The 17,552-nt window shown below is 61.8% G+C and carries 15 protein-coding genes; 7 read left to right on the plus strand and 8 right to left on the minus strand.

Annotated features, from left to right (window positions below):
• Positions 1–21 precede the first annotated feature (21 nt).
• From QNI81_RS09215 to QNI81_RS09225, 3 genes are all read right to left on the minus strand, one after another.
• Positions 22–1,959, minus strand: coding sequence for an ATP-binding protein (locus QNI81_RS09215; RefSeq protein WP_283966311.1), 1,938 nt, complete (start codon positions 1,957–1,959; stop codon positions 22–24).
• A gap of 80 nt (positions 1,960–2,039) precedes the next feature.
• The gene (locus QNI81_RS09220; RefSeq protein WP_283966312.1) at positions 2,040–3,644 is read right to left on the minus strand and encodes a carboxyl transferase domain-containing protein; all 1,605 of its coding nucleotides are present in this window, start codon (positions 3,642–3,644) and stop codon (positions 2,040–2,042) included.
• Between the two features lie 406 nt (positions 3,645–4,050).
• The gene (locus tag QNI81_RS09225; protein ID WP_283966313.1) at positions 4,051–5,577 is read right to left on the minus strand and encodes an AMP-binding protein; all 1,527 of its coding nucleotides are present in this window, start codon (positions 5,575–5,577) and stop codon (positions 4,051–4,053) included.
• 149 nt (positions 5,578–5,726) lie between these two features.
• On the opposite strand from QNI81_RS09225, the gene QNI81_RS09230 reads away from it, so the two are divergent.
• On the plus strand, positions 5,727–6,329 hold the full coding sequence (locus QNI81_RS09230) for an OmpW/AlkL family protein (RefSeq protein ID WP_283966314.1): 603 nt from the start codon (positions 5,727–5,729) through the stop codon (positions 6,327–6,329).
• 117 nt (positions 6,330–6,446) lie between these two features.
• Here QNI81_RS09230 and QNI81_RS09235 read toward each other — a convergent pair whose 3' ends face one another.
• Both QNI81_RS09235 and QNI81_RS09240 read right to left on the minus strand, forming a co-directional pair.
• A complete protein-coding gene (locus tag QNI81_RS09235; protein ID WP_009179043.1) occupies positions 6,447–6,797 on the minus strand; it encodes a hypothetical protein in 351 nt (116 codons plus the stop codon).
• Entirely contained in the window at positions 6,797–7,960 is a 1,164-nt protein-coding gene (locus QNI81_RS09240) for an isovaleryl-CoA dehydrogenase (RefSeq protein ID WP_283966315.1), read from the minus strand. Before QNI81_RS09240 ends, QNI81_RS09235 begins: the two co-directional genes overlap by 1 nt.
• Before the next feature lie 279 nt (positions 7,961–8,239).
• Between QNI81_RS09240 and QNI81_RS09245 the strand changes: the two genes are divergently transcribed.
• Positions 8,240–9,331, plus strand: coding sequence for a Hint domain-containing protein (locus QNI81_RS09245; RefSeq protein ID WP_283966316.1), 1,092 nt, complete (start codon positions 8,240–8,242; stop codon positions 9,329–9,331).
• 12 nt (positions 9,332–9,343) lie between these two features.
• On the opposite strand, the gene QNI81_RS09250 is transcribed toward QNI81_RS09245, so the two are convergent.
• Complete coding sequence (locus tag QNI81_RS09250; protein ID WP_283967880.1) at positions 9,344–10,549, minus strand: DegT/DnrJ/EryC1/StrS family aminotransferase; 1,206 nt, start codon at positions 10,547–10,549, stop codon at positions 9,344–9,346.
• Between the two features lie 142 nt (positions 10,550–10,691).
• Here QNI81_RS09250 and QNI81_RS09255 point away from each other — a divergent pair, with 142 nt between their 5' ends.
• On the plus strand, positions 10,692–11,150 hold the full coding sequence (locus QNI81_RS09255) for a hypothetical protein (RefSeq protein WP_110365789.1): 459 nt from the start codon (positions 10,692–10,694) through the stop codon (positions 11,148–11,150).
• 14 nt (positions 11,151–11,164) lie between these two features.
• Here QNI81_RS09255 and QNI81_RS09260 read toward each other — a convergent pair whose 3' ends face one another.
• Complete coding sequence (locus QNI81_RS09260; protein ID WP_126137341.1) at positions 11,165–11,842, minus strand: HAD-IA family hydrolase; 678 nt, start codon at positions 11,840–11,842, stop codon at positions 11,165–11,167.
• Positions 11,843–11,977: 135 nt separating this feature from the next.
• On the opposite strand from QNI81_RS09260, the gene glmU reads away from it, so the two are divergent.
• Genes glmU through QNI81_RS09275 form a run of 3 tightly spaced genes read left to right on the plus strand, consistent with a single transcriptional unit; the run spans position 11,978 to position 15,815 of the window.
• Positions 11,978–13,327: a bifunctional UDP-N-acetylglucosamine diphosphorylase/glucosamine-1-phosphate N-acetyltransferase GlmU gene (glmU, locus tag QNI81_RS09265; RefSeq protein ID WP_283966317.1), complete on the plus strand. Its 1,350-nt coding sequence runs from the start codon at positions 11,978–11,980 to the stop codon at positions 13,325–13,327.
• Between the two features lie 5 nt (positions 13,328–13,332).
• Positions 13,333–15,141, plus strand: a complete 1,809-nt coding sequence (glmS, locus tag QNI81_RS09270) for a glutamine--fructose-6-phosphate transaminase (isomerizing) (RefSeq protein ID WP_283966318.1) — start codon at positions 13,333–13,335, stop codon at positions 15,139–15,141.
• The gene (locus tag QNI81_RS09275) at positions 15,138–15,815 is read left to right on the plus strand and encodes a DNA alkylation repair protein (protein WP_283966319.1); all 678 of its coding nucleotides are present in this window, start codon (positions 15,138–15,140) and stop codon (positions 15,813–15,815) included. Before glmS ends, QNI81_RS09275 begins: the two co-directional genes overlap by 4 nt.
• Before the next feature lie 28 nt (positions 15,816–15,843).
• On the opposite strand, the gene QNI81_RS09280 is transcribed toward QNI81_RS09275, so the two are convergent.
• The gene (locus QNI81_RS09280; RefSeq protein ID WP_283966320.1) at positions 15,844–16,437 is read right to left on the minus strand and encodes a hypothetical protein; all 594 of its coding nucleotides are present in this window, start codon (positions 16,435–16,437) and stop codon (positions 15,844–15,846) included.
• 104 nt (positions 16,438–16,541) lie between these two features.
• On the opposite strand from QNI81_RS09280, the gene moaA reads away from it, so the two are divergent.
• Entirely contained in the window at positions 16,542–17,549 is a 1,008-nt protein-coding gene (gene moaA / locus QNI81_RS09285; protein WP_065323043.1) for a GTP 3',8-cyclase MoaA, read from the plus strand.
• The last annotated feature ends 3 nt before the right edge of the window (positions 17,550–17,552 follow it).

Below are 17,552 nucleotides of genomic sequence, written 5' to 3' on the forward strand. Positions count from 1 at the left end.
CTCCCGGTTCATGGGCGCGGCTCAGGCGTCTTCCTCCAGCCGGACCAGCGCTGCTCCAGCCTCCACCTGATCGCCGGCTTGCGCAAGAACTTCTGCAACCACGCCGTCACGGGCAGCCAGCAAAGAGTGTTCCATTTTCATGGCCTCAAGGATCGCAAGCCGGTCGCCTTCTTTGACTGCGGCACCTGCCTCGGCAAAGACCGCCTTGACCAAGCCCGGCATCGGGGCCTCGATCAGGTTGCCATCCCCAGCGGTGCCTGCGGCGCGGTCCAGCGGGTCGATCACCGTAAAGCTCAGCCCGTAGTGATCAAATATCGTGATCGTGTCGCCGCAGATCGACAGGGGCGGCAGGGGCATGCTGCCAATCACCCAGCCTGAGGCCATGCGGTTCACGGCGATATGCGCGCCCTCAATCGTCCAGTCCTGACGGTCGGGGCCGTCGACCTCGACGGTGGCCTCAAACTGCTCGCCCTGCCACTCCAGCGTGACGGAGCGGTGTAGGTCGGCCCACAGCGTAAAGCCCATCTCGGGGCGCGTCTCGATCAGATCGAGCGCGGCCATCGCAGCGGCGGCCTGATGCTCGGGCTTTGCGACCGGTGCTGCCGCGAGTGTGTCGAGATCACGCGCGATCAGGCCCGTGTCGACGTCGCCTGCGGCAAAGCCTGCGTGACGGGTCAGTGCCCCGAGGAAGGCGAGGTTGGTGACAGTTCCGGCAACCTCGGTGCGGGCCAGCGCGTCATCCAGCTGGCGCAGCGCCGCGGCGCGGGAGGGGCCATGTACGATCACCTTGGAGATCATCGGATCATACCACGGGCTGATGGTGTCCCCTGCCCTCACCCCGCTGTCGGCGCGCACACCTTCGGGGAAGGCCAGATGCGAGAGCGTGCCGGTGGCGGGCAAAAAGCCCTTGGGCACGTCCTCGGCATAGAGCCGCGCCTCAAAGGCGTGGCCGCTGATGGTGAGGTCGTCCTGCTGCATGGGCAGCCCTTCGCCAGAAGCGACGCGCAGCTGCCATTCCACCAGATCGACGCCGGTGATGAGTTCCGTGACCGGATGCTCCACCTGCAGGCGGGTGTTCATCTCCATGAACCAGAACCCGTCCGCACGCAGCCCGTCCGAGCCGTCCACGATGAACTCCACCGTGCCCGCGCCCGCATAGCCGATCGCCTCGGCGGCGCGCACGGCGGCCTGCCCCATGGCGGCGCGCATCTCTTCGGTCATGCCGGGGGCCGGGGCTTCTTCGATCACCTTCTGGTGGCGACGTTGCAGCGAACAGTCGCGTTCAAAGAGATGCACCGCCGATGTGCCGTCGCCAAAGACCTGCACCTCGATATGGCGCGGTTTCTGGATGTATTTTTCAATCAGCACCGCCGGGTTGCCAAAGGATGTGGTGGCTTCGCCCTGCGCCGAGGCCAGCGCATCGTTGAAATCCTTGGGGTCCTCGACCAGCCGCATACCCTTGCCACCGCCGCCTGCAACCGCCTTGATCAGGACCGGATAGCCGATGCTCTCGGCCTGTTCGGCGAGGAAGCCCGCGTCCTGGGTGTCGCCGTGATAGCCGGGAACAACGGGCACGCCCGCCTCTTCCATCAGCGCCTTGGCGGCGTCCTTGAGGCCCATCTTGCGGATCGCACTGGCAGAGGGGCCGATGAAGGCGAGACCTGCGGCCTCGACCTTTTCCACAAAATCGGGGTTCTCCGACAGAAATCCATAGCCCGGATGTATGCCTTGCGCGCCGGTGGCTTTGGCGGCGGCGAGGATCTCGTCCTGCAGCAGGTAGCTATCCGCTGGGGCCGGTCCATGACCGATATGGACAGCCTCATCCGCAAGAGCCACATGTTTGGCGTCTCGGTCGGCATCGGAGTAAACGGCGACGGTGCGTACACCCAGACGACGGGCGGTTTCCATCACCCGGCATGCAATTTCGCCACGGTTGGCAATCAGGATCTTGTTGAACATCTTGCGGTGCTCCTTTTGAGGGACCGTCGCGGCCGGGGGCGCTGCCCCCGGACCCCCGGGATATTTGAGGTTAGAAGAGGTTACATGCGGAACACGCCAAAGCGTGTGTCCTCGATGGGGGCGTTGAGGGCGGCGCTGAGCGACAGCGACAACACATCGCGGCTTTTGCGTGGGTCGATAATGCCGTCATCCCAAAGCCGCGCGGAGGCGTAGAGCGGGTGGCTTTGTTCGGCGAACATGTCGATCGTGGGCTGTTTGAACTGTGCCTCTTCTTCAGCGGACCATGTGCCGCCTTGGCGCTCGATCGCATCGCGTTTGACCGTGGCCAGAACGCCCGCCGCCTGCTCGCCGCCCATCACGGAGATGCGCGAATTAGGCCATGTCCAGAGGAACCGGGGCGAATAGGCCCGCCCCGCCATGCCGTAGTTGCCCGCGCCAAAGGAGCCGCCCACCAGCATTGTGATCTTGGGCACATTGGTGGAGGCCACCGCCGTCACCATCTTGGCCCCGTGGCGGGCGATGCCCTCATTTTCGTATTTGCGGCCCACCATGAAACCGGTGATGTTTTGCAGGAAGACCAGCGGGATCCTGCGCTGGCTGCAGAGTTCCACAAAATGCGCGCCCTTTTGTGCGGCTTCTGAAAAGAGCACGCCATTGTTGGCGATGATGCCGATGGGGCAGCCCTTGAGGTGGGCAAAGCCGGTGACCAGCGTTTCGCCAAAGCGGGGTTTGAATTCATCAAAGCGTGAGCCATCGACCAGCCGCGCGATCACCTCGCGGATGTCATAGGGCGTGCGCAGATCGCCCGGCACCACGCCGAGGATTTCCTCGGGGTCATAGGCGGGCTCTTCCGGGCTTTGCCAGTTAACGCCTTGGGGTTTGGTGCGATTGAGATGGCTGACCGCGCGCCGTGCCAAAGCCAGCGCATGGGCGTCATCCTCAGCGAGGTAATCCGCGACGCCCGAAAGCCGCGTATGTACATCCCCGCCGCCCAGATCCTCGGCCGAGACGACCTCACCGGTGGCGGCCTTCACCAGCGGCGGGCCTGCAAGGAAGATGGTGCCCTGTTCCTTGACGATGATGGTGACGTCGGACATTGCCGGCACATAAGCACCGCCTGCAGTACAGGAGCCCATTACCACGGCGATCTGCGGAATACCCTTCGCGGACATCCGCGCCTGATTGTAAAAGATGCGGCCAAAGTGGTCGCGGTCGGGAAAGACCTCATCCTGCTGCGGCAGGTTGGCGCCGCCACTGTCCACCAGATAAACGCAGGGGAGGTTGTTTTCCTCGGCAATCTCCTGGGCGCGCAGGTGTTTTTTCACTGTCATCGGGAAATAGGTGCCGCCCTTCACGGTGGCGTCGTTGCAGACCACCATGACCTCCTGACCCTGAACACGCCCGATGCCTGCGATCACGCCTGCCGCCGGGGCTGCGCCACCATACATGCCATGAGCCGCCGTCGCGCCGACCTCCAAAAAGGGCGATCCGGGATCGAGCAGGTTCGCCACCCGGCGGCGCGGCAGCATCTTGCCGCGACTTTCATGGCGGGCACGGGATTTCTCGCCCCCGCCCAGGCGCGCGGCCTCGGCGGCCTCGCTGATCTCGGCCAGTGCGGAGAGATGGGCAGCTTTGTTTGCCTTGAACCCTTCAGAGGAGGGCATTGCCTTGGATTGGAGTTTCATTTCGGTTCCTCTTCCAAAGGGAGACGACGTGAGAAAATTATTACGGACGCGAAAGCGGCAAAAACCAGAAATGGGAAAGCCAAGAAACGCTGCTTGGTCTGACCGTTTTGCGCCAGATACGACAATTCAGGAAAGGCGAAGTAGAGCGCGGCGCTTGTCACAAAAAGAGAAAGAAATACCAGTGGTATTGCGCGCGATACAAACCGCCAAAGGTATGCTCGAAAGCTCAGCGCGACTCGCCAATGTCGTCCACAACTTCGGCACTCGGCAATCTGCGGCCAGCCGCGCCCGCGCCCCGTGAGATGCGAAAGCGGCACCGCTCCGCCGCATGTTGGACAAGTATGACAAAACAGGCGAGACGCCCAAGCGACGTGCTGGTCACTCAAACTGCGACTCCTTGCCCTCATCACTTCCCCTCCTCCGCAGCCCGCGCCTTTAGTTCTTTGCGGATCACCTTGCCCGTAACCGTCATCGGCAAAGCCTCCAGAAAGGCGATCTCGCGGGGATAGGAATAGCTGGCAAGGCGCTCTTTGACGTAGTCCTGCAGCTCTTTTTCGCTCGGAGCGTGGTCCGGTTTCAGCACCACATAAGCCTTGACGATCTCGGTGCGCAGGGCGTCGGGCTTGCCGACCACACCGACGGTGGCAACGGCCGGGTGGGTCATTAGGCAATCCTCGATTTCGGAGGGGCCGATGCGGTAACCGGCAGAGGTGATCACGTCATCCTCACGCCCCACAAAGCGCAGATAGCCCGCCTCCCAGATGCCGCGATCACCCGTCACCAGCCAGTCGCCGTGAAATTTCTCGGCGGTGGCGTCGGGGCGGTTCCAGTATTCCAGCATCATGGACCCGGAACCACGGCGCACTGCCACATCGCCTTCCTCACGGGTGGGCTGGCCGTCTGCGTCGATCACCTCGACCACATGCCCCGGCACCGGTTTCCCGATGCAGCCGGGGCGCACCGGGAAGTCCGCGCCACAGGAGGACACCGTCATATTGCATTCGGTCTGGCCGTAGAATTCATTGATGGTGACGCCCAAGTGACGCTGGCCCCAAGCGAGCATCTCCGCGCCCAGGGGCTCTCCGCCGGAGGCCACGGAACGCAAGGCCCGAAGCCCCTGCCCCGCCGCTTTCAGCATGCGCAGGGCGGTGGGGGGAAAGAAGACGTTGCGCACCTCGCCCAAGCGGATCACCTCGGCGCAGGTGTCGGGCGTGAACTTATCCAGCCGCGCGGCCACCACCGGTACGCCCAACGCCAGGCCCGGCATGGCGACGTCAAACAGCCCGCCGATCCACGCCCAATCCGCGGGCGTCCAGAGACAATCGCCGGGCTGGCCCAGATGGTCGTGACTGATCGACACGCCCGGCAGGTGCCCTGTCAGCATCCGGTGCCCGTGCAAGGCTCCCTTGGGTTTGCCGGTGGTGCCGGAGGTATAGATAATGACCGCCGGGTCCTCAGGACCAGTATCGGCAAAGGGCACCGGATCGCCCTCGACGCCAATCTCTGCGGCGATCAGCGGCTCGGCCAGATCGCCAAGCTGCGCCGCGCCCTCCCGGTCGGTCAGCACATATTTTGCACCTGAATCCTCGACCCGGTTGGCGAGCGCATCGTGCTGAAACAGTTTAAAGAGCGGCACGGAAATGGCGCCGACCTTCCAGATCGCAAGATGCGCCGCCGCACACCACGGCGACTGAGACAGGAGCACGCCAACCCGATCACCGGGGGCGATACGTTGCAGCAATGCGCGCGCCAGACCATCGACCATCACGGCCAGATCCCCATGGCTCACATCACGGCGGGTCCCGGAGGTGAGGTCGATGATCGCCAGTTTATCACCCGCGTGATCCATCACCTGCGCCGCCATATTGAGCCGCTCTGGAATGTCCCAAGCGCCTGCCTCTGTCAGCCCCGGAATAATGCGTTTGATAGTCATGTTTAACCCTGCACGTAGCGCATAGCTGATATGCGATTTTTCCCTGTCTTTCCAAAGGGAAAGGCAGAGGGAATTTGATCTGGATCAGAGATGTCGCGCGGCTGACGTGGCACTGTCGCGACGTACTGATCGAAGAAGGGATTACCCCCATGAAAACTCTGGTTTCCGCCCTCGCCCTGGGCGTTGCCGCGTCGAGCTTCGCCGCCCCTGCCATGGCACAATCGCAGGGCGACTGGACCTTCGGTGTCGGGATCATCAACGTGAACCCCAAATCCGACAATGGCACCCTTGCCGGTGCTGCGGCCAAGATTGACGACGACACCCAACTGTCGCTCACGGCGGAGTACTTCATCCGCGACAACCTCGGCATCGAGCTTTTGGCAGCCACCCCGTTTGAGCATGACATTGCGCTTGGCGGCACCAACATTGGGTCCACCAAACATCTGCCGCCGACCCTGTCGCTGGTCTATCACATCCCCACCAACGGCAAGATCACGCCTTTTGTTGGGTTGGGTGTAAACTACACCACCTTCTTCTCGGAGAAGACTCCGCTGGGGCGTCTGGATCTGGACAACAGTTTTGGTCTTGCTGCGACCGTGGGTGCGGATTGGAAGATCTCTGAGCGGGGCGCGCTGCGTCTGAACCTGCGCTACATGGATATCGACACCGACGCCAAGCTCAACGGCGCCCCCATCGGCACCGCGAGCATTGATCCGATCACTGTGGGTGTCTCTTACGTGCACCGCTTCTGATCCCTTCCAGATGCCGGGTTGGCCCTGCCCGCCCGGCGTTTGATCCAAGTGGCGCCGCCTGCCTGCGGCGCCTTTTTGTGGCAACCTTAGAGGCGTATTCGCCTGCAATCGGCCCACTCAGGTTTGGGGCGTTGTGGGCGGCGTTTGCCCCAGCCTTGTGACATCAATCAGCCCACCCAACCAATTGACCTGATAGCGAAACCCCACGTCTTGTGCGGTGCCATCAGGGCGGCAGGTGACCACAAGCCACGTCCAGAAACCGGCGTCTTTTGCGGGTCGCGCCACGCAATCGCTGAGCTTTGCGCGGCCAGCGGCCCCCGCAACCGCGTGATCCGCGAGATATTTTTGCGCGTAATGCGTGATCACATCAGACTCGGTGATGCCTTGGCGAATGATGCCATAGCGGAACCCGATCCCGGCCAGCACCAACGCCAGCACCGCAATCGGGATCCAGTAGGCGATCCGCATCAGCTCATATGCGACATCAATTCGCGCCCAATCAGCATGCGCCGGATTTCCGATGTGCCCGCACCGATTTCCATCAGCTTGGCATCGCGGAAGATCCGACCAACCGGGTTGTCGTTGAGATAGCCCGCCCCGCCAAACGCCTGCACCGCCTGATGCGCCTGCGTCATCGCCACCTCGGAGGCATAGAGACAGCAGGCCGCCGCATCCTGACGGGTCACCGTGCCCTTGTCGCAGGCCTTGGCAACCTCATAGACATAGGCGCGCGCGGTGTTCATCGCGGTGTACATATCGGCGATTTTGCCCTGCATCAGCTGGAAGTTTCCGATGGGCTGGCCGAACTGTTTGCGCTCGGCCATATAGGGCATCATCTCATCCATGCACGACGCCATGATCCCGGTGCCGATGCCTGCCAGCACCACGCGTTCGTAATCCAGACCGGACATCAGGACGCGCACGCCCTTGCCCTCCTCGCCCAGCACGTTTTCAAACGGCACTTCCACATCCTCGAACACCAGCTCGGCGGTGTTCGACCCGCGCATTCCGAGCTTGTCGAAATGCTTGGAGGTGGAGAACCCCTTGAACTCTTTCTCAATCAGGAAGGCGGTGATGCCTTTGGAGCCTGCTTCGGGATCGGTCTTGGCATAGACCACCAGCGTGTCGGCATCGGGGCCGTTGGTGATCCAGTATTTGTTGCCGTTCAAAACATAGCGGTCGTTGCGCTTTTCGGCGCGCAGCGACATCGACACCACGTCGGAACCCGCGCCAGCCTCGGACATTGCCAGCGCGCCAACATGTTCGCCGGAAATCAATCGTGGCAGGTATTTCGCCTTTTGCTCGGCGTTGCCGTTGAGCTTAATCTGGTTGACGCAGAGGTTGGAATGCGCGCCGTAGGACAGCGACACCGAGGCCGAGGCCCGCGCGATTTCCTCAACCGCGACGGTATGCGCCAGATAGGACATGCCCGCGCCGCCATATTCCTCATCAACGGTGATCCCCAGAAGGCCCAGCTCGCCCATCTCTGTCCAGAGGTCGGCGGGGAATTCGTTCTTCTGGTCGATCTCCTGCGCCATTGGCTTGACGCGCTCTTGCGCCCAGCGGTGCACCATGTCGCGCAGGGCGTTTACGTCCTCGCCCAGATCGAATGTCATGCTTGCGTTGAACATTTGCGCGTCTCCTCCCGAGTCACGATATTTAATGAACACTTGTTCAATAAATGCCACAGCCCCGCAGATCGGTCAACGCCGATGTTCGCTCTGCTGCTGCCGCGACGGGTTTGTGGACACGCACGCGCGGTGAAATGGCGGCCTATCGGTCTTTGCGGGTCGAAAACTTCACATTGGATTGATTTTTTAATCAAAGGGTTACTTTTGGCCCCACTTTGGCCATATCCCCTACCAATAAGTTACCATAAACAGTTTGGCCCGACGGGAGAGATACGTCTCATGCCGCTTCACAATCTGATTCTGAATGGCACGTTTGACAGCGGTGCTGCGCATTGGACGGGCAACGATATCGAAGCCTCGTACAATCAGTCGTCCTACATCAGTGGCGGCTCCGGCAACCGCGTGGCGGAACTGGATGGTCATCGTGGCCAGACCACGGTCATGCAGCAGAGCTTTAGCGTCGACAATCCGATCACAACGCAGCTGACCTTTGATGTGGCGCTGCGCACGGCCTCCAATTCCAATGCGGGTATTGAGGGGTTCGAGGTCGAAATCCTTGATGATGCGGGCAATGTTGTCTCATCGATGACGGTTCTGCCCACCACCAACAGCTTTAATCAGGTGTCGCTGGACATCACGTTCCCCGCTGCGGGCGATTACACCCTGCGTTTTACAGAGATTGGCCCCAACGACAGCCTCGGCGCGATCATCGACAATGTGGAGATGATGGTGTGTTTTTGCGCGGGCACGCTGATTGAGACTGCACAGGGCCAACGCCGCATTGAAGATCTGCGTCCCGGCGATATGATCGTTACCGCGCGTGGGCTCAGACCACTGCGCTGGATGGGACGGCGTCCGCTGTCGCGTCAGCACCTCGCGCAGAACCCGAAACTGCGCCCGGTGCGGATTGGACGCGGCGCATTGGGCGGCGGCTTGCCGCAACAGCCGCTCTATGTCTCACGTCAGCATCGTATGCTGGTGCGCTCGCGGATTGCTGAGCGAATGTTTGGCGAGGCCGAGGTTTTTGTCGCAGCGGCACGCCTCTTGGATCATCCCGATGTCAGCCTATGCGACGCGGAGCAGCCGGTGATCTATTTCCACATGCTGTTTGATGCGCATGAGGTGGTTTATGCCAATGGCGCGCCGAGCGAGAGTTTTCTGGTCACGGAGCGCTCTCTTTCGGCGGTCACACCGGAAGCGCGGGCAGAGATCACTTATCTGTTCCCGGAATTGGCGGCGATGGGCGGTGTTTTGACCGCCCCCGCCCGTCCCATTCCACAAAACGCGCGTCAGAAACAGTTCATTGCGCGGGCGCTCAAAAACCAACGGGCGCTGCTGGAGCCTTCCACGATCACGCAAATCGCGGTCTAGCGCGACATAGGGTCAGCCATCTGCGCCCTGCGCTTGCCAGACCGCGCTGACCTCGGCGCGAATGATGCGGGCGATCAGTGCGCAATCCTCAAGGCTGAAGGTCAGCGGAACGCGCATGTCTATGATGCCCGCAAGGATACGGTCGCTGTCAGGTAGGCTTTGCGCCGGAGCATAACGCCAGCTGTCGTAGCGCGAGGTAAAGGCGACAGGTTCCGGCACACCAAACCATTTTAGCTCCACGCCACGCGCACCGCAGCGTGTCAGCACTTCCTGAACGGCCTCCGGCGACCAATCCAAGAGCAGGAACTGGATGGAAGAGCCAACATAGACCTCCGCTTCCGGGCGTTCAATCACGGTAAGGCCCGGCGTGTCGCGCAGACCTGCCTCCAGCGTGCGGTAACGCTCGTTCCAGCGATCGACCTGAGTGTTCAGATCGCGCAGTTGCGGGCGCAGGATCGCGGCGCGCAGATTGTCCATCCGGCCCGAGATATTGGGGGTGTCGTATTTCACCCGCTCAAACACCTCAGGTTCAGGTGCCGCCAAATGGCGCGAATAGAGCATATAGGACCCCGACAGCATAATGGCGCGGGCGGCGACCTCCGCGTCATCGGTGATCAGCAGGCCGCCTTCGCCGGAGTTTACGTGTTTGTAGGTCTGACAAGAGTAGCAGCCGATTAATCCATGACGCCCGGACAGCGTGCCATTCCAACTGGCCCCCATGGTGTGGGCGCAATCCTCGATCACCGTGACCCCGGCGGCCGTGCAGATCTCCATCAGGCGATCCATATCACACAGATGCCCTCGCATATGACTGAGCATCAAGACCTTGGCGTCCTGCGCCTTCGCCGCCAGATCCTCAAGGTCGATGGTCAGATCCTCGGTCACACCCACATAGATCGGCGTGCCCCCCACCGAAGCAATCGCCCCCGGCACTGGCGCGAGGGTAAAGGCGTTGGTCAGCACCTTATCCCCGTGCCCCACCCCAATGGCCCGCAGGGCGGTGGCGAGCGCATAACCGCCAGATGCCACCGCAAGGCAATATTTTGCCCCCATGATCTGCGCAAATTCCTGCTCCAGAAGCGCGGTTTCGCCCTGCTCGTCACCGGCGAGGTTGTAGCGGTGAATGCGGCCATGGCGCATCACCTCGACGGCGGCGGCGATGGCCTCCTCGGGGATGGGGTCTTGCTGGGTGAAGTTTCCGGTAAATCGCTCTGTCATAAGCAAAGTCATGATCCGCTGCCCGCCCAAGGTCAAGAGCGCGCAGGATGCCAGCTTGCCGCAGGTTTTGCAGTTCCCTCGCCCTTCGGCTCAGGGTAGCTTTGGGCGCAACGATGACCCGAACCCGCGAAAGGGCCTTTTTATGTCTTCCATTTTCACCCCGATTGCGCTGGCGGCAGCAATCTACAGCACCGCAGCCGAGGCGCAGGACACCACCGGCCTCACGGCAGAACCGCAGATTGTGACCGGCAAGTTCCTGACCGCCACAGAGGTGAAACCCGTGCTGAACGCAACGCAGGCCAATTGGGTCGCGGTGCGTGAATATGACGGGCAGGATCTGGTCTATGTGACCCATCTGTGGGCGTGGCGCTGCGGGCTCTTGCAGATGGAAGTGGCCATCAATGAAGGGGAGTATGAAATCTGGGACATGCCGAAATGCCACGCCGATGAGGGCTCTCCCGGCGCAATCAAGAGCGGCGACGGCGCGCCTTATCGCAGCTTTGAGCTGGGGTCCGTGCAAAACATCAAGGTCCGTCTGGTCTATGATGATCTGACCACCGCCGAGGCCGCGTTCGAGCGGGCCGCAATCATGACGCCCTGAGACCCAATGCGGGGTCAGCCGATGCTGTTGACCCCAATCAGCTCCGCCACGATCCCCGGCAGATCGGCATAATCATGCAACAGCGCCTCGGGGTTGAGCGCGGCCATCTCCGGCCCGGCCGGACCAAAAGTCACCAGCACTGACGGCACCCCTGCATTCTTTGAGGTATTGCGGTCAGTGTCGCTGTCCCCGATCAGCACGCACATTTCTGGCGCGCCCCCGGCCCGGCGAGCAGCCTCAAAGAGCGGTTTGGGGTCCGGTTTGCGCACCGGCAAAGTGTCAGCGCCCACGAGAGACGCAAACGCATCACGCACGCCGAGGCGCTGCATCAGTTCCTCAGCCAAGGCTTCGGGTTTGTTGGTACAGATGCCGACGCCGTAGCCTGCGCGTTTCAGGGCCTCCACCGCGTCCATTGCGCCGGGATACATCACCGTATGTGTGTCGATGCCATCGCGGTAGGCCTCCAGCAGCACGGGGTAGTATTCTTCGACCGTGGCGTCCTTGAACTGGCCCGCACGGGTCAGCCCCTCGGTCAGCATACGCTTGCCGCCACGCAGCGCGATCTTGGCGTCCTCGGGGTGGGTCAGCATGTCACCAAGCCCCATAACCCCAAAGCAATGATTGGCCGCCGCCAACAAATCCACGGAGGTATCGGCCAGGGTGCCATCAAGGTCAAAGATCACTGTGCGCATCAAAAGTCCTCCGCTTCGGCGCAAATTCGCCGCCAGATATTGCAAGTCGCAACTGAAGTTTATGGTCACGCACCTTGCGCATCCTCTGTTAGCGGATAGAACGGGGGCAACAAAAACTCAAAGGGAAAACACCCCATGAGCACTGCCCTCGTCATCCTCGCCGCAGGCAAAGGCACCAGGATGAATTCCGATTTGCCAAAAGTCCTGCACCCGATTGCACAAGCTCCGATGTTGGAACATGCCATGCGCGCAGGGCGTGCGCTTGACCCGGATCGCACGGTTGTCGTGGCAGGTCATGAGGCAGATCTGGTGCGTGCCGCCACCGCCGAGATCGACCCGGATGCCACGGTGGTCCTGCAAGAAGAGCAACTTGGCACCGGTCATGCCGTCCTGCAGGCCCGTGCGGCGCTTGAGGGGTTTCAGGGCGATGTGGTGGTGCTTTATGGCGACACGCCGTTTGTGTCGGCAGACACGCTGGAGCGCATGATTGCCGCCCGCAGCCGCGCTGATCTGGTCATCCTTGGCTTTGAGGCGGCGGACCCCGCACGCTATGGCCGGTTGATCATGGACGGCGAAAGCCTTGAGAAAATCGTCGAGTTCAAGGACGCAAGCGAGGCCGAGCGCGCGATCACCTTTTGCAATTCGGGCCTGATGGCTTGCGATGCGGACGTTATGTTCCGCCTCCTTGATAAGGTCGGCAATGACAATGCCTCTGGCGAATACTACCTGACCGATCTGGTGGAGCTGGCCCGTGCGGACGGGCTTGCGGTGACAGCTGTGGCCTGCCCCGAGGACGAGACGCTCGGCATCAATTCCCGCGCAGATCTGGCCACCGCGGATGCGGTCTTTCAGGCCCGTGCGCGGGCGGAGCTGTTGGACCTCGGCGTCACGCTGATGGCACCAGAGACGGTCTATCTGGCGTTTGACACCATCGTGGGGCGCGACAGCGTGATCGAACCCAATGTGGTCTTTGGTCCCGGCGTCACCGTTGAGAGCGGCGCATTGATCCGGGCGTTTTCGCATCTTGAGGGCTGTCATGTGTCGCGAGGCGCCAAGGTCGGCCCCTACGCCCGCCTGCGCCCCGGTGCAGAGCTGGCCGAGGACACCCATGTGGGCAACTTCGTTGAGATCAAAAACGCCGAAATCGCGGCGGGCGCGAAGGTCAATCACCTCAGCTACATCGGCGATGCCTCTGTCGGAGAGGCGACAAATATCGGCGCGGGCACCATCACCTGCAACTACGATGGCGTAATGAAGCACCGCACGGAGATCGGCGCGCGGGCTTTTATCGGCTCCAACACCTGTCTGGTGGCCCCAGTGAAGGTCGGCAATGAGGCGATGACCGCAACCGGTACCATCGTCACCAAGGATGTCGGTGACGGGGATCTCGCCATTGCACGCGCCCAGCAGACAAACAAACCCGGCCGCGCGCGCAAGCTGATGGACATGCTGCGCGCGAAAAAAGCGGCGAAGGCCAAAGGATAGATTTTATGTGTGGTATTATTGGGGTGCTCGGCACTCACGAGGTTTCGCCCATTCTGGTTGAGGCGCTGAAGCGACTGGAGTATCGCGGCTACGACAGCGCCGGCATCGCCACGGTGAACGGCGGGCATCTGGACCGTCGCCGTGCCGTGGGCAAGCTGGTGAACCTCTCGGATGTATTGGTGCATGATCCGCTGCCCGGCAAATCCGGCATCGGCCACACCCGTTGGGCCACCCACGGCGCACCGACCGTGTCCAACGCGCATCCGCATCAGGCAGGCTGCGTGGCGGTGGTTCACAACGGCATCATCGAGAATTTCAAGGAATTGCGCGACGAGCTTGCCGGTCATGGCATCCGCTTTGTCACTGAGACCGATACCGAAACCGTGGCGCTGCTCTGCGAGTTTTATATGCGTGACGGCACCTCTGCGACGGAGGCCGCGCGCAAAACCGTGGCGCGACTGGACGGCGCTTTTGCGCTGGCCTTCCTGTTTGACGGTCAAGAGGATCTGATGGTCGCCGCGCGCAAGGGCTCGCCGCTGGCGGTGGGCCATGGTGAGGGCGAAATGTATGTGGGTTCGGATGCGATTGCGCTGGCCCCGCTGACGGATCAGATCACCTATCTCGAAGAGGGCGATTTTGCGGTCCTGACCCGACAGAGCCTTGAGATCTGGGACACCAAGGGCAATCTCGCCAACCGCGAGATGCGCCAGATCAAGCTGGAAAATGCCCGCGTCGACAAGGATGGCCACAAGCACTTCATGGCCAAGGAAATCGCCGAACAGCCGGTTGCAGTTGATAAGGCGCTGAAAGCCTATCTGAGCGACAGCGGTGAGATCCAGATGCCCGAGGGGCTGGATTTCAGCAAGATCGAGCGCCTGTCTCTGGTCGCCTGCGGTACGGCCTATTATGCCTGTATGGTGGCGAAATACTGGCTGGAAACCATTGCGCGCCTGCCGGTCGAGGTCGATGTAGCATCTGAATTTCGCTATCGCGAACCGCCCGTCAGCCCCGGCACGCTGGCGCTGTTTGTCTCGCAGTCTGGCGAAACCGCCGACACGCTGGCCGCATTGCGTTACATGGTGGGCAAGGCGGATGTCATCGCCGGGCTGGTAAATGTGCCCGAAAGCTCCATCGCGCGGGAAAGCGATGTGGTGCTGCCGATCTACGCAGGCCCGGAAATCTCCGTGGCCTCGACCAAGGCCTTCACCTGCCAGTTGACGGTGCTGTTAATGCTGGCGCTCAAAGCGGCGCAGGATCGCGGTCTGCCCCTGCCCGAAGGCATGCCCGCCGACCTGCGCGCCCTGCCCGGTCTGATCCATCAGTCGCTGGCGTCTGAAGCACAGATCGCTGCGGCATCGCGCGATCTGGCGGGGGCACGCGATATTATCTTCCTCGGGCGCGGTCAGCTCTATCCGCTGGCACTGGAGGGCGCGCTGAAGCTCAAGGAGCTGAGCTATATCCACGCCGAAGGCTATGCCTCGGGCGAGTTGAAACACGGGCCCATCGCGTTGATTGATGACAGTGTGCCGGTGATCGTTATGGCACCGCGTGATGCACTGTTTGAAAAGACCATCTCCAACATGCAGGAGGTGATGGCACGCGGCGGGCGCGTGGTGCTGGTGACGGATGCCGATGGCGCGCGCGAAGCCTCTGACGGCACAGCCGAGGTCATCACCATGCCGCAGGTGCCAGATGCGCTGGCGCCGATCCTCTATGCCATTCCGGCGCAGCAGATCGCCTATTTCACCGCGATTGCCAAAGGCACGGATGTGGACCAGCCGCGCAACCTCGCCAAATCGGTGACGGTCGAATGACGCCGGACGCGGCGCTGGAGGCGCTCCGGGCGCAGGTTGAACCGGGGCGCGCAGAGCAGATGATCGCCTATCACAAACAGAACCGCACGGTTCTGGGTGTCGGCAATGAGGTGCTCAACACGCTGTCGCGTGACTGGCGCGGGCAACTGGACCTTGAGGCCCGCGTGGATCTTGCCGCAGGTCTGTGGGCCAGTGACATCTTTGAAGCGCGCATTCTGGCGGCCAAGCTGCTGACACAGGCCCGGATCAAGCCGGACACGGCGGTCTGGGATCTTGTGCAAACCTGGGTTCCCGACTTCGACAGCTGGGCGATTGCCGACCACGCGGCCTCGGCCATTTCCAAGCGTTTGCAGGCTGATCCGGCGCGGCTGGATGTGGTCGAAGGCTGGACCACATCAGACCATATGTGGAGCCGCCGCGCGGCGCTGGTCTCCACCCTGCCGTGGGCCAAACTGTCCAATCCAAAACCTGCGGATCTAGCCACGCGCGAGCGCATCCTTGGCTGGGCGGCAACCTACGTGCAAGATCGCGACTGGTTCATCCAGAAATCCATCGCGTGGTGGCTGCGGGATCTGTCGAAACATGACGCAGACCGCACCCGTGCGTTTCTTGCGGAACATGGCGATCAGATGAAGGCCTTTGCCCGCAAAGAAGCGGTAAAATACCTGAAATAAAACGCGTAAATTCGGGTTGGCGCGGCGTTTAAGCCGGGCCAACTTTCAATTCGACCAATTCCGTCAAAGGCAAGCCCAGCGCCCGCATCCCGTCAATCGACAGGCGGCTGCCCTGCCCTGCGGCACCTGAGATCGGCTCCAGCGTCACGACGATTGATTTGCCGTTCGGCGCGGTCAGGCGCGCATTGCGGCGCGATGAGACCAGCGGCGTTTCCATCCACAACCCATCACGACCGGGGTCGCCCAGACCTGCGACGGTGGTTTTCTGCCCGACAAAAGACTGAGCGGAGGCCACCACAGGCGCGGGCGCGCTGGTCTGCGGTGTGGTTGTTGTCACCGGCGCGACCTCACGGGAGGTGGGCGTGTCCAACGCGGCGGTGCTGACCTCTTGGCGATCAGACGGAGAGGACCATGTGGTCCCACCCGAGGACGAAAGCTCCTGCGTTTGAACTGCAGGCGGCGCATCCGGGGAGACCGGCCTTGAGGGCTCCATCCGCACACCAGAGCCGGAGCCCTGCAGAACCTGAGAACTCAGATGCACACCGCCAAGGGCGTTGCACGCGGAGACCCCTCCGGCAGCGAGCGCGGCAAGGGTCAAATATTTGAACACACGTCGAGTCATGGCGCGACCCTAGCGGCACCGCTGCGCGGATGCCAGTCACAATGCCGCTTGCACCATGCAAGCCCCTATTGTCCTGAGCGAATTACCGCCTTACCTATGTCTTTATGACAGCACCTCTTATTGATCCCTTCGCACGCGCCATCACCTACCTGCGGGTCTCGGTCACCGACCGTTGCGATTTTCGCTGCGTCTACTGCATGTCCGAGAACATGACCTTCCTGCCGAAGAAAGAGCTTCTGACACTGGAAGAGCTGGACCGCATGTGCTCCACCTTTGTGCATCTCGGGGTCGAGAAGCTGCGCATTACCGGCGGTGAGCCTTTGGTGCGCCGCGACATCATGACCTTTTTCCGGTCGATGACCCGCCATCTGGACAGCGGCGCGCTCAAGGAGCTGACCCTGACCACCAACGGCTCGCAGTTGGAAAAACACGCGCAAGCGCTGTTTGATGCAGGTGTGCGGCGGGTCAATGTCTCGCTTGATACGCTGGATGAGAAGAAATTTGCGGATGTCACCCGCTGGGGTCGCTTGCCGCAGGTGCTGCGGGGCATTGATGCGGCGCAGGCTGCGGGCCTCAGAATCAAGATCAACGCAGTTGCGCTCAAGGGCTTTAACGAGGACGAGCTGTTCTCGATGACCGCATGGTGCGCCGAGCGTGGCATTGATCTGACGTGGATCGAAGTGATGCCAATGGGCGATATCGGCAATGAAAGCCGCTTGGGCCAGTATTGGTCGCTGAAGGATGTGCGCAAAGCCTACGAGGCCGGCTATCAAGTCACCGATCTGGCCGAACGCACCGGTGGTCCTGCCCGCTATGTGCGGCTTGAGGAAACCGGCCAGAAGATCGGGTTTATCACGCCGCTCAGCCATAATTTCTGCGAAAGCTGCAACCGGGTGCGCCTCACCTGCACTGGGGAGCTGTATATGTGCCTTGGTCAGGAAGACATGGCCGACCTGCGCGCGCCGCTGCGAGACCATCCCGACACAGAGGCCCCGCTGGAAGAGGCCATTCGCGCCGCCATCAACCTCAAGCCTAAAGGGCATGATTTTGACTACTCCCGCCAGACCGTGGACGGCCAGATGCCGCGCCACATGAGCCACACCGGCGGGTAAGGC

This window comes from Tritonibacter sp. AK171 (genome assembly GCF_030127025.1).
Lineage (GTDB): Bacteria > Pseudomonadota > Alphaproteobacteria > Rhodobacterales > Rhodobacteraceae > Epibacterium > Epibacterium mobile.

Coding starts and splice junctions, on each gene's coding strand:
- QNI81_RS09215 (WP_283966311.1), bottom strand. CDS start 1,959: ATGTTCAACAAGATCCTGATTGCCAACCGTGGCGAAATTGCATGCCGG.
- QNI81_RS09220 (WP_283966312.1), bottom strand. CDS start 3,644: ATGAAACTCCAATCCAAGGCAATGCCCTCCTCTGAAGGGTTCAAGGCA.
- QNI81_RS09225 (WP_283966313.1), bottom strand. CDS start 5,577: ATGACTATCAAACGCATTATTCCGGGGCTGACAGAGGCAGGCGCTTGG.
- QNI81_RS09230 (WP_283966314.1), top strand. CDS start 5,727: ATGAAAACTCTGGTTTCCGCCCTCGCCCTGGGCGTTGCCGCGTCGAGC.
- QNI81_RS09235 (WP_009179043.1), bottom strand. CDS start 6,797: ATGCGGATCGCCTACTGGATCCCGATTGCGGTGCTGGCGTTGGTGCTG.
- QNI81_RS09240 (WP_283966315.1), bottom strand. CDS start 7,960: ATGTTCAACGCAAGCATGACATTCGATCTGGGCGAGGACGTAAACGCC.
- QNI81_RS09245 (WP_283966316.1), top strand. CDS start 8,240: ATGCCGCTTCACAATCTGATTCTGAATGGCACGTTTGACAGCGGTGCT.
- QNI81_RS09250 (WP_283967880.1), bottom strand. CDS start 10,549: ATGACAGAGCGATTTACCGGAAACTTCACCCAGCAAGACCCCATCCCC.
- QNI81_RS09255 (WP_110365789.1), top strand. CDS start 10,692: ATGTCTTCCATTTTCACCCCGATTGCGCTGGCGGCAGCAATCTACAGC.
- QNI81_RS09260 (WP_126137341.1), bottom strand. CDS start 11,842: ATGCGCACAGTGATCTTTGACCTTGATGGCACCCTGGCCGATACCTCC.
- glmU (WP_283966317.1), top strand. CDS start 11,978: ATGAGCACTGCCCTCGTCATCCTCGCCGCAGGCAAAGGCACCAGGATG.
- glmS (WP_283966318.1), top strand. CDS start 13,333: ATGTGTGGTATTATTGGGGTGCTCGGCACTCACGAGGTTTCGCCCATT.
- QNI81_RS09275 (WP_283966319.1), top strand. CDS start 15,138: ATGACGCCGGACGCGGCGCTGGAGGCGCTCCGGGCGCAGGTTGAACCG.
- QNI81_RS09280 (WP_283966320.1), bottom strand. CDS start 16,437: ATGACTCGACGTGTGTTCAAATATTTGACCCTTGCCGCGCTCGCTGCC.
- moaA (WP_065323043.1), top strand. CDS start 16,542: ATGACAGCACCTCTTATTGATCCCTTCGCACGCGCCATCACCTACCTG.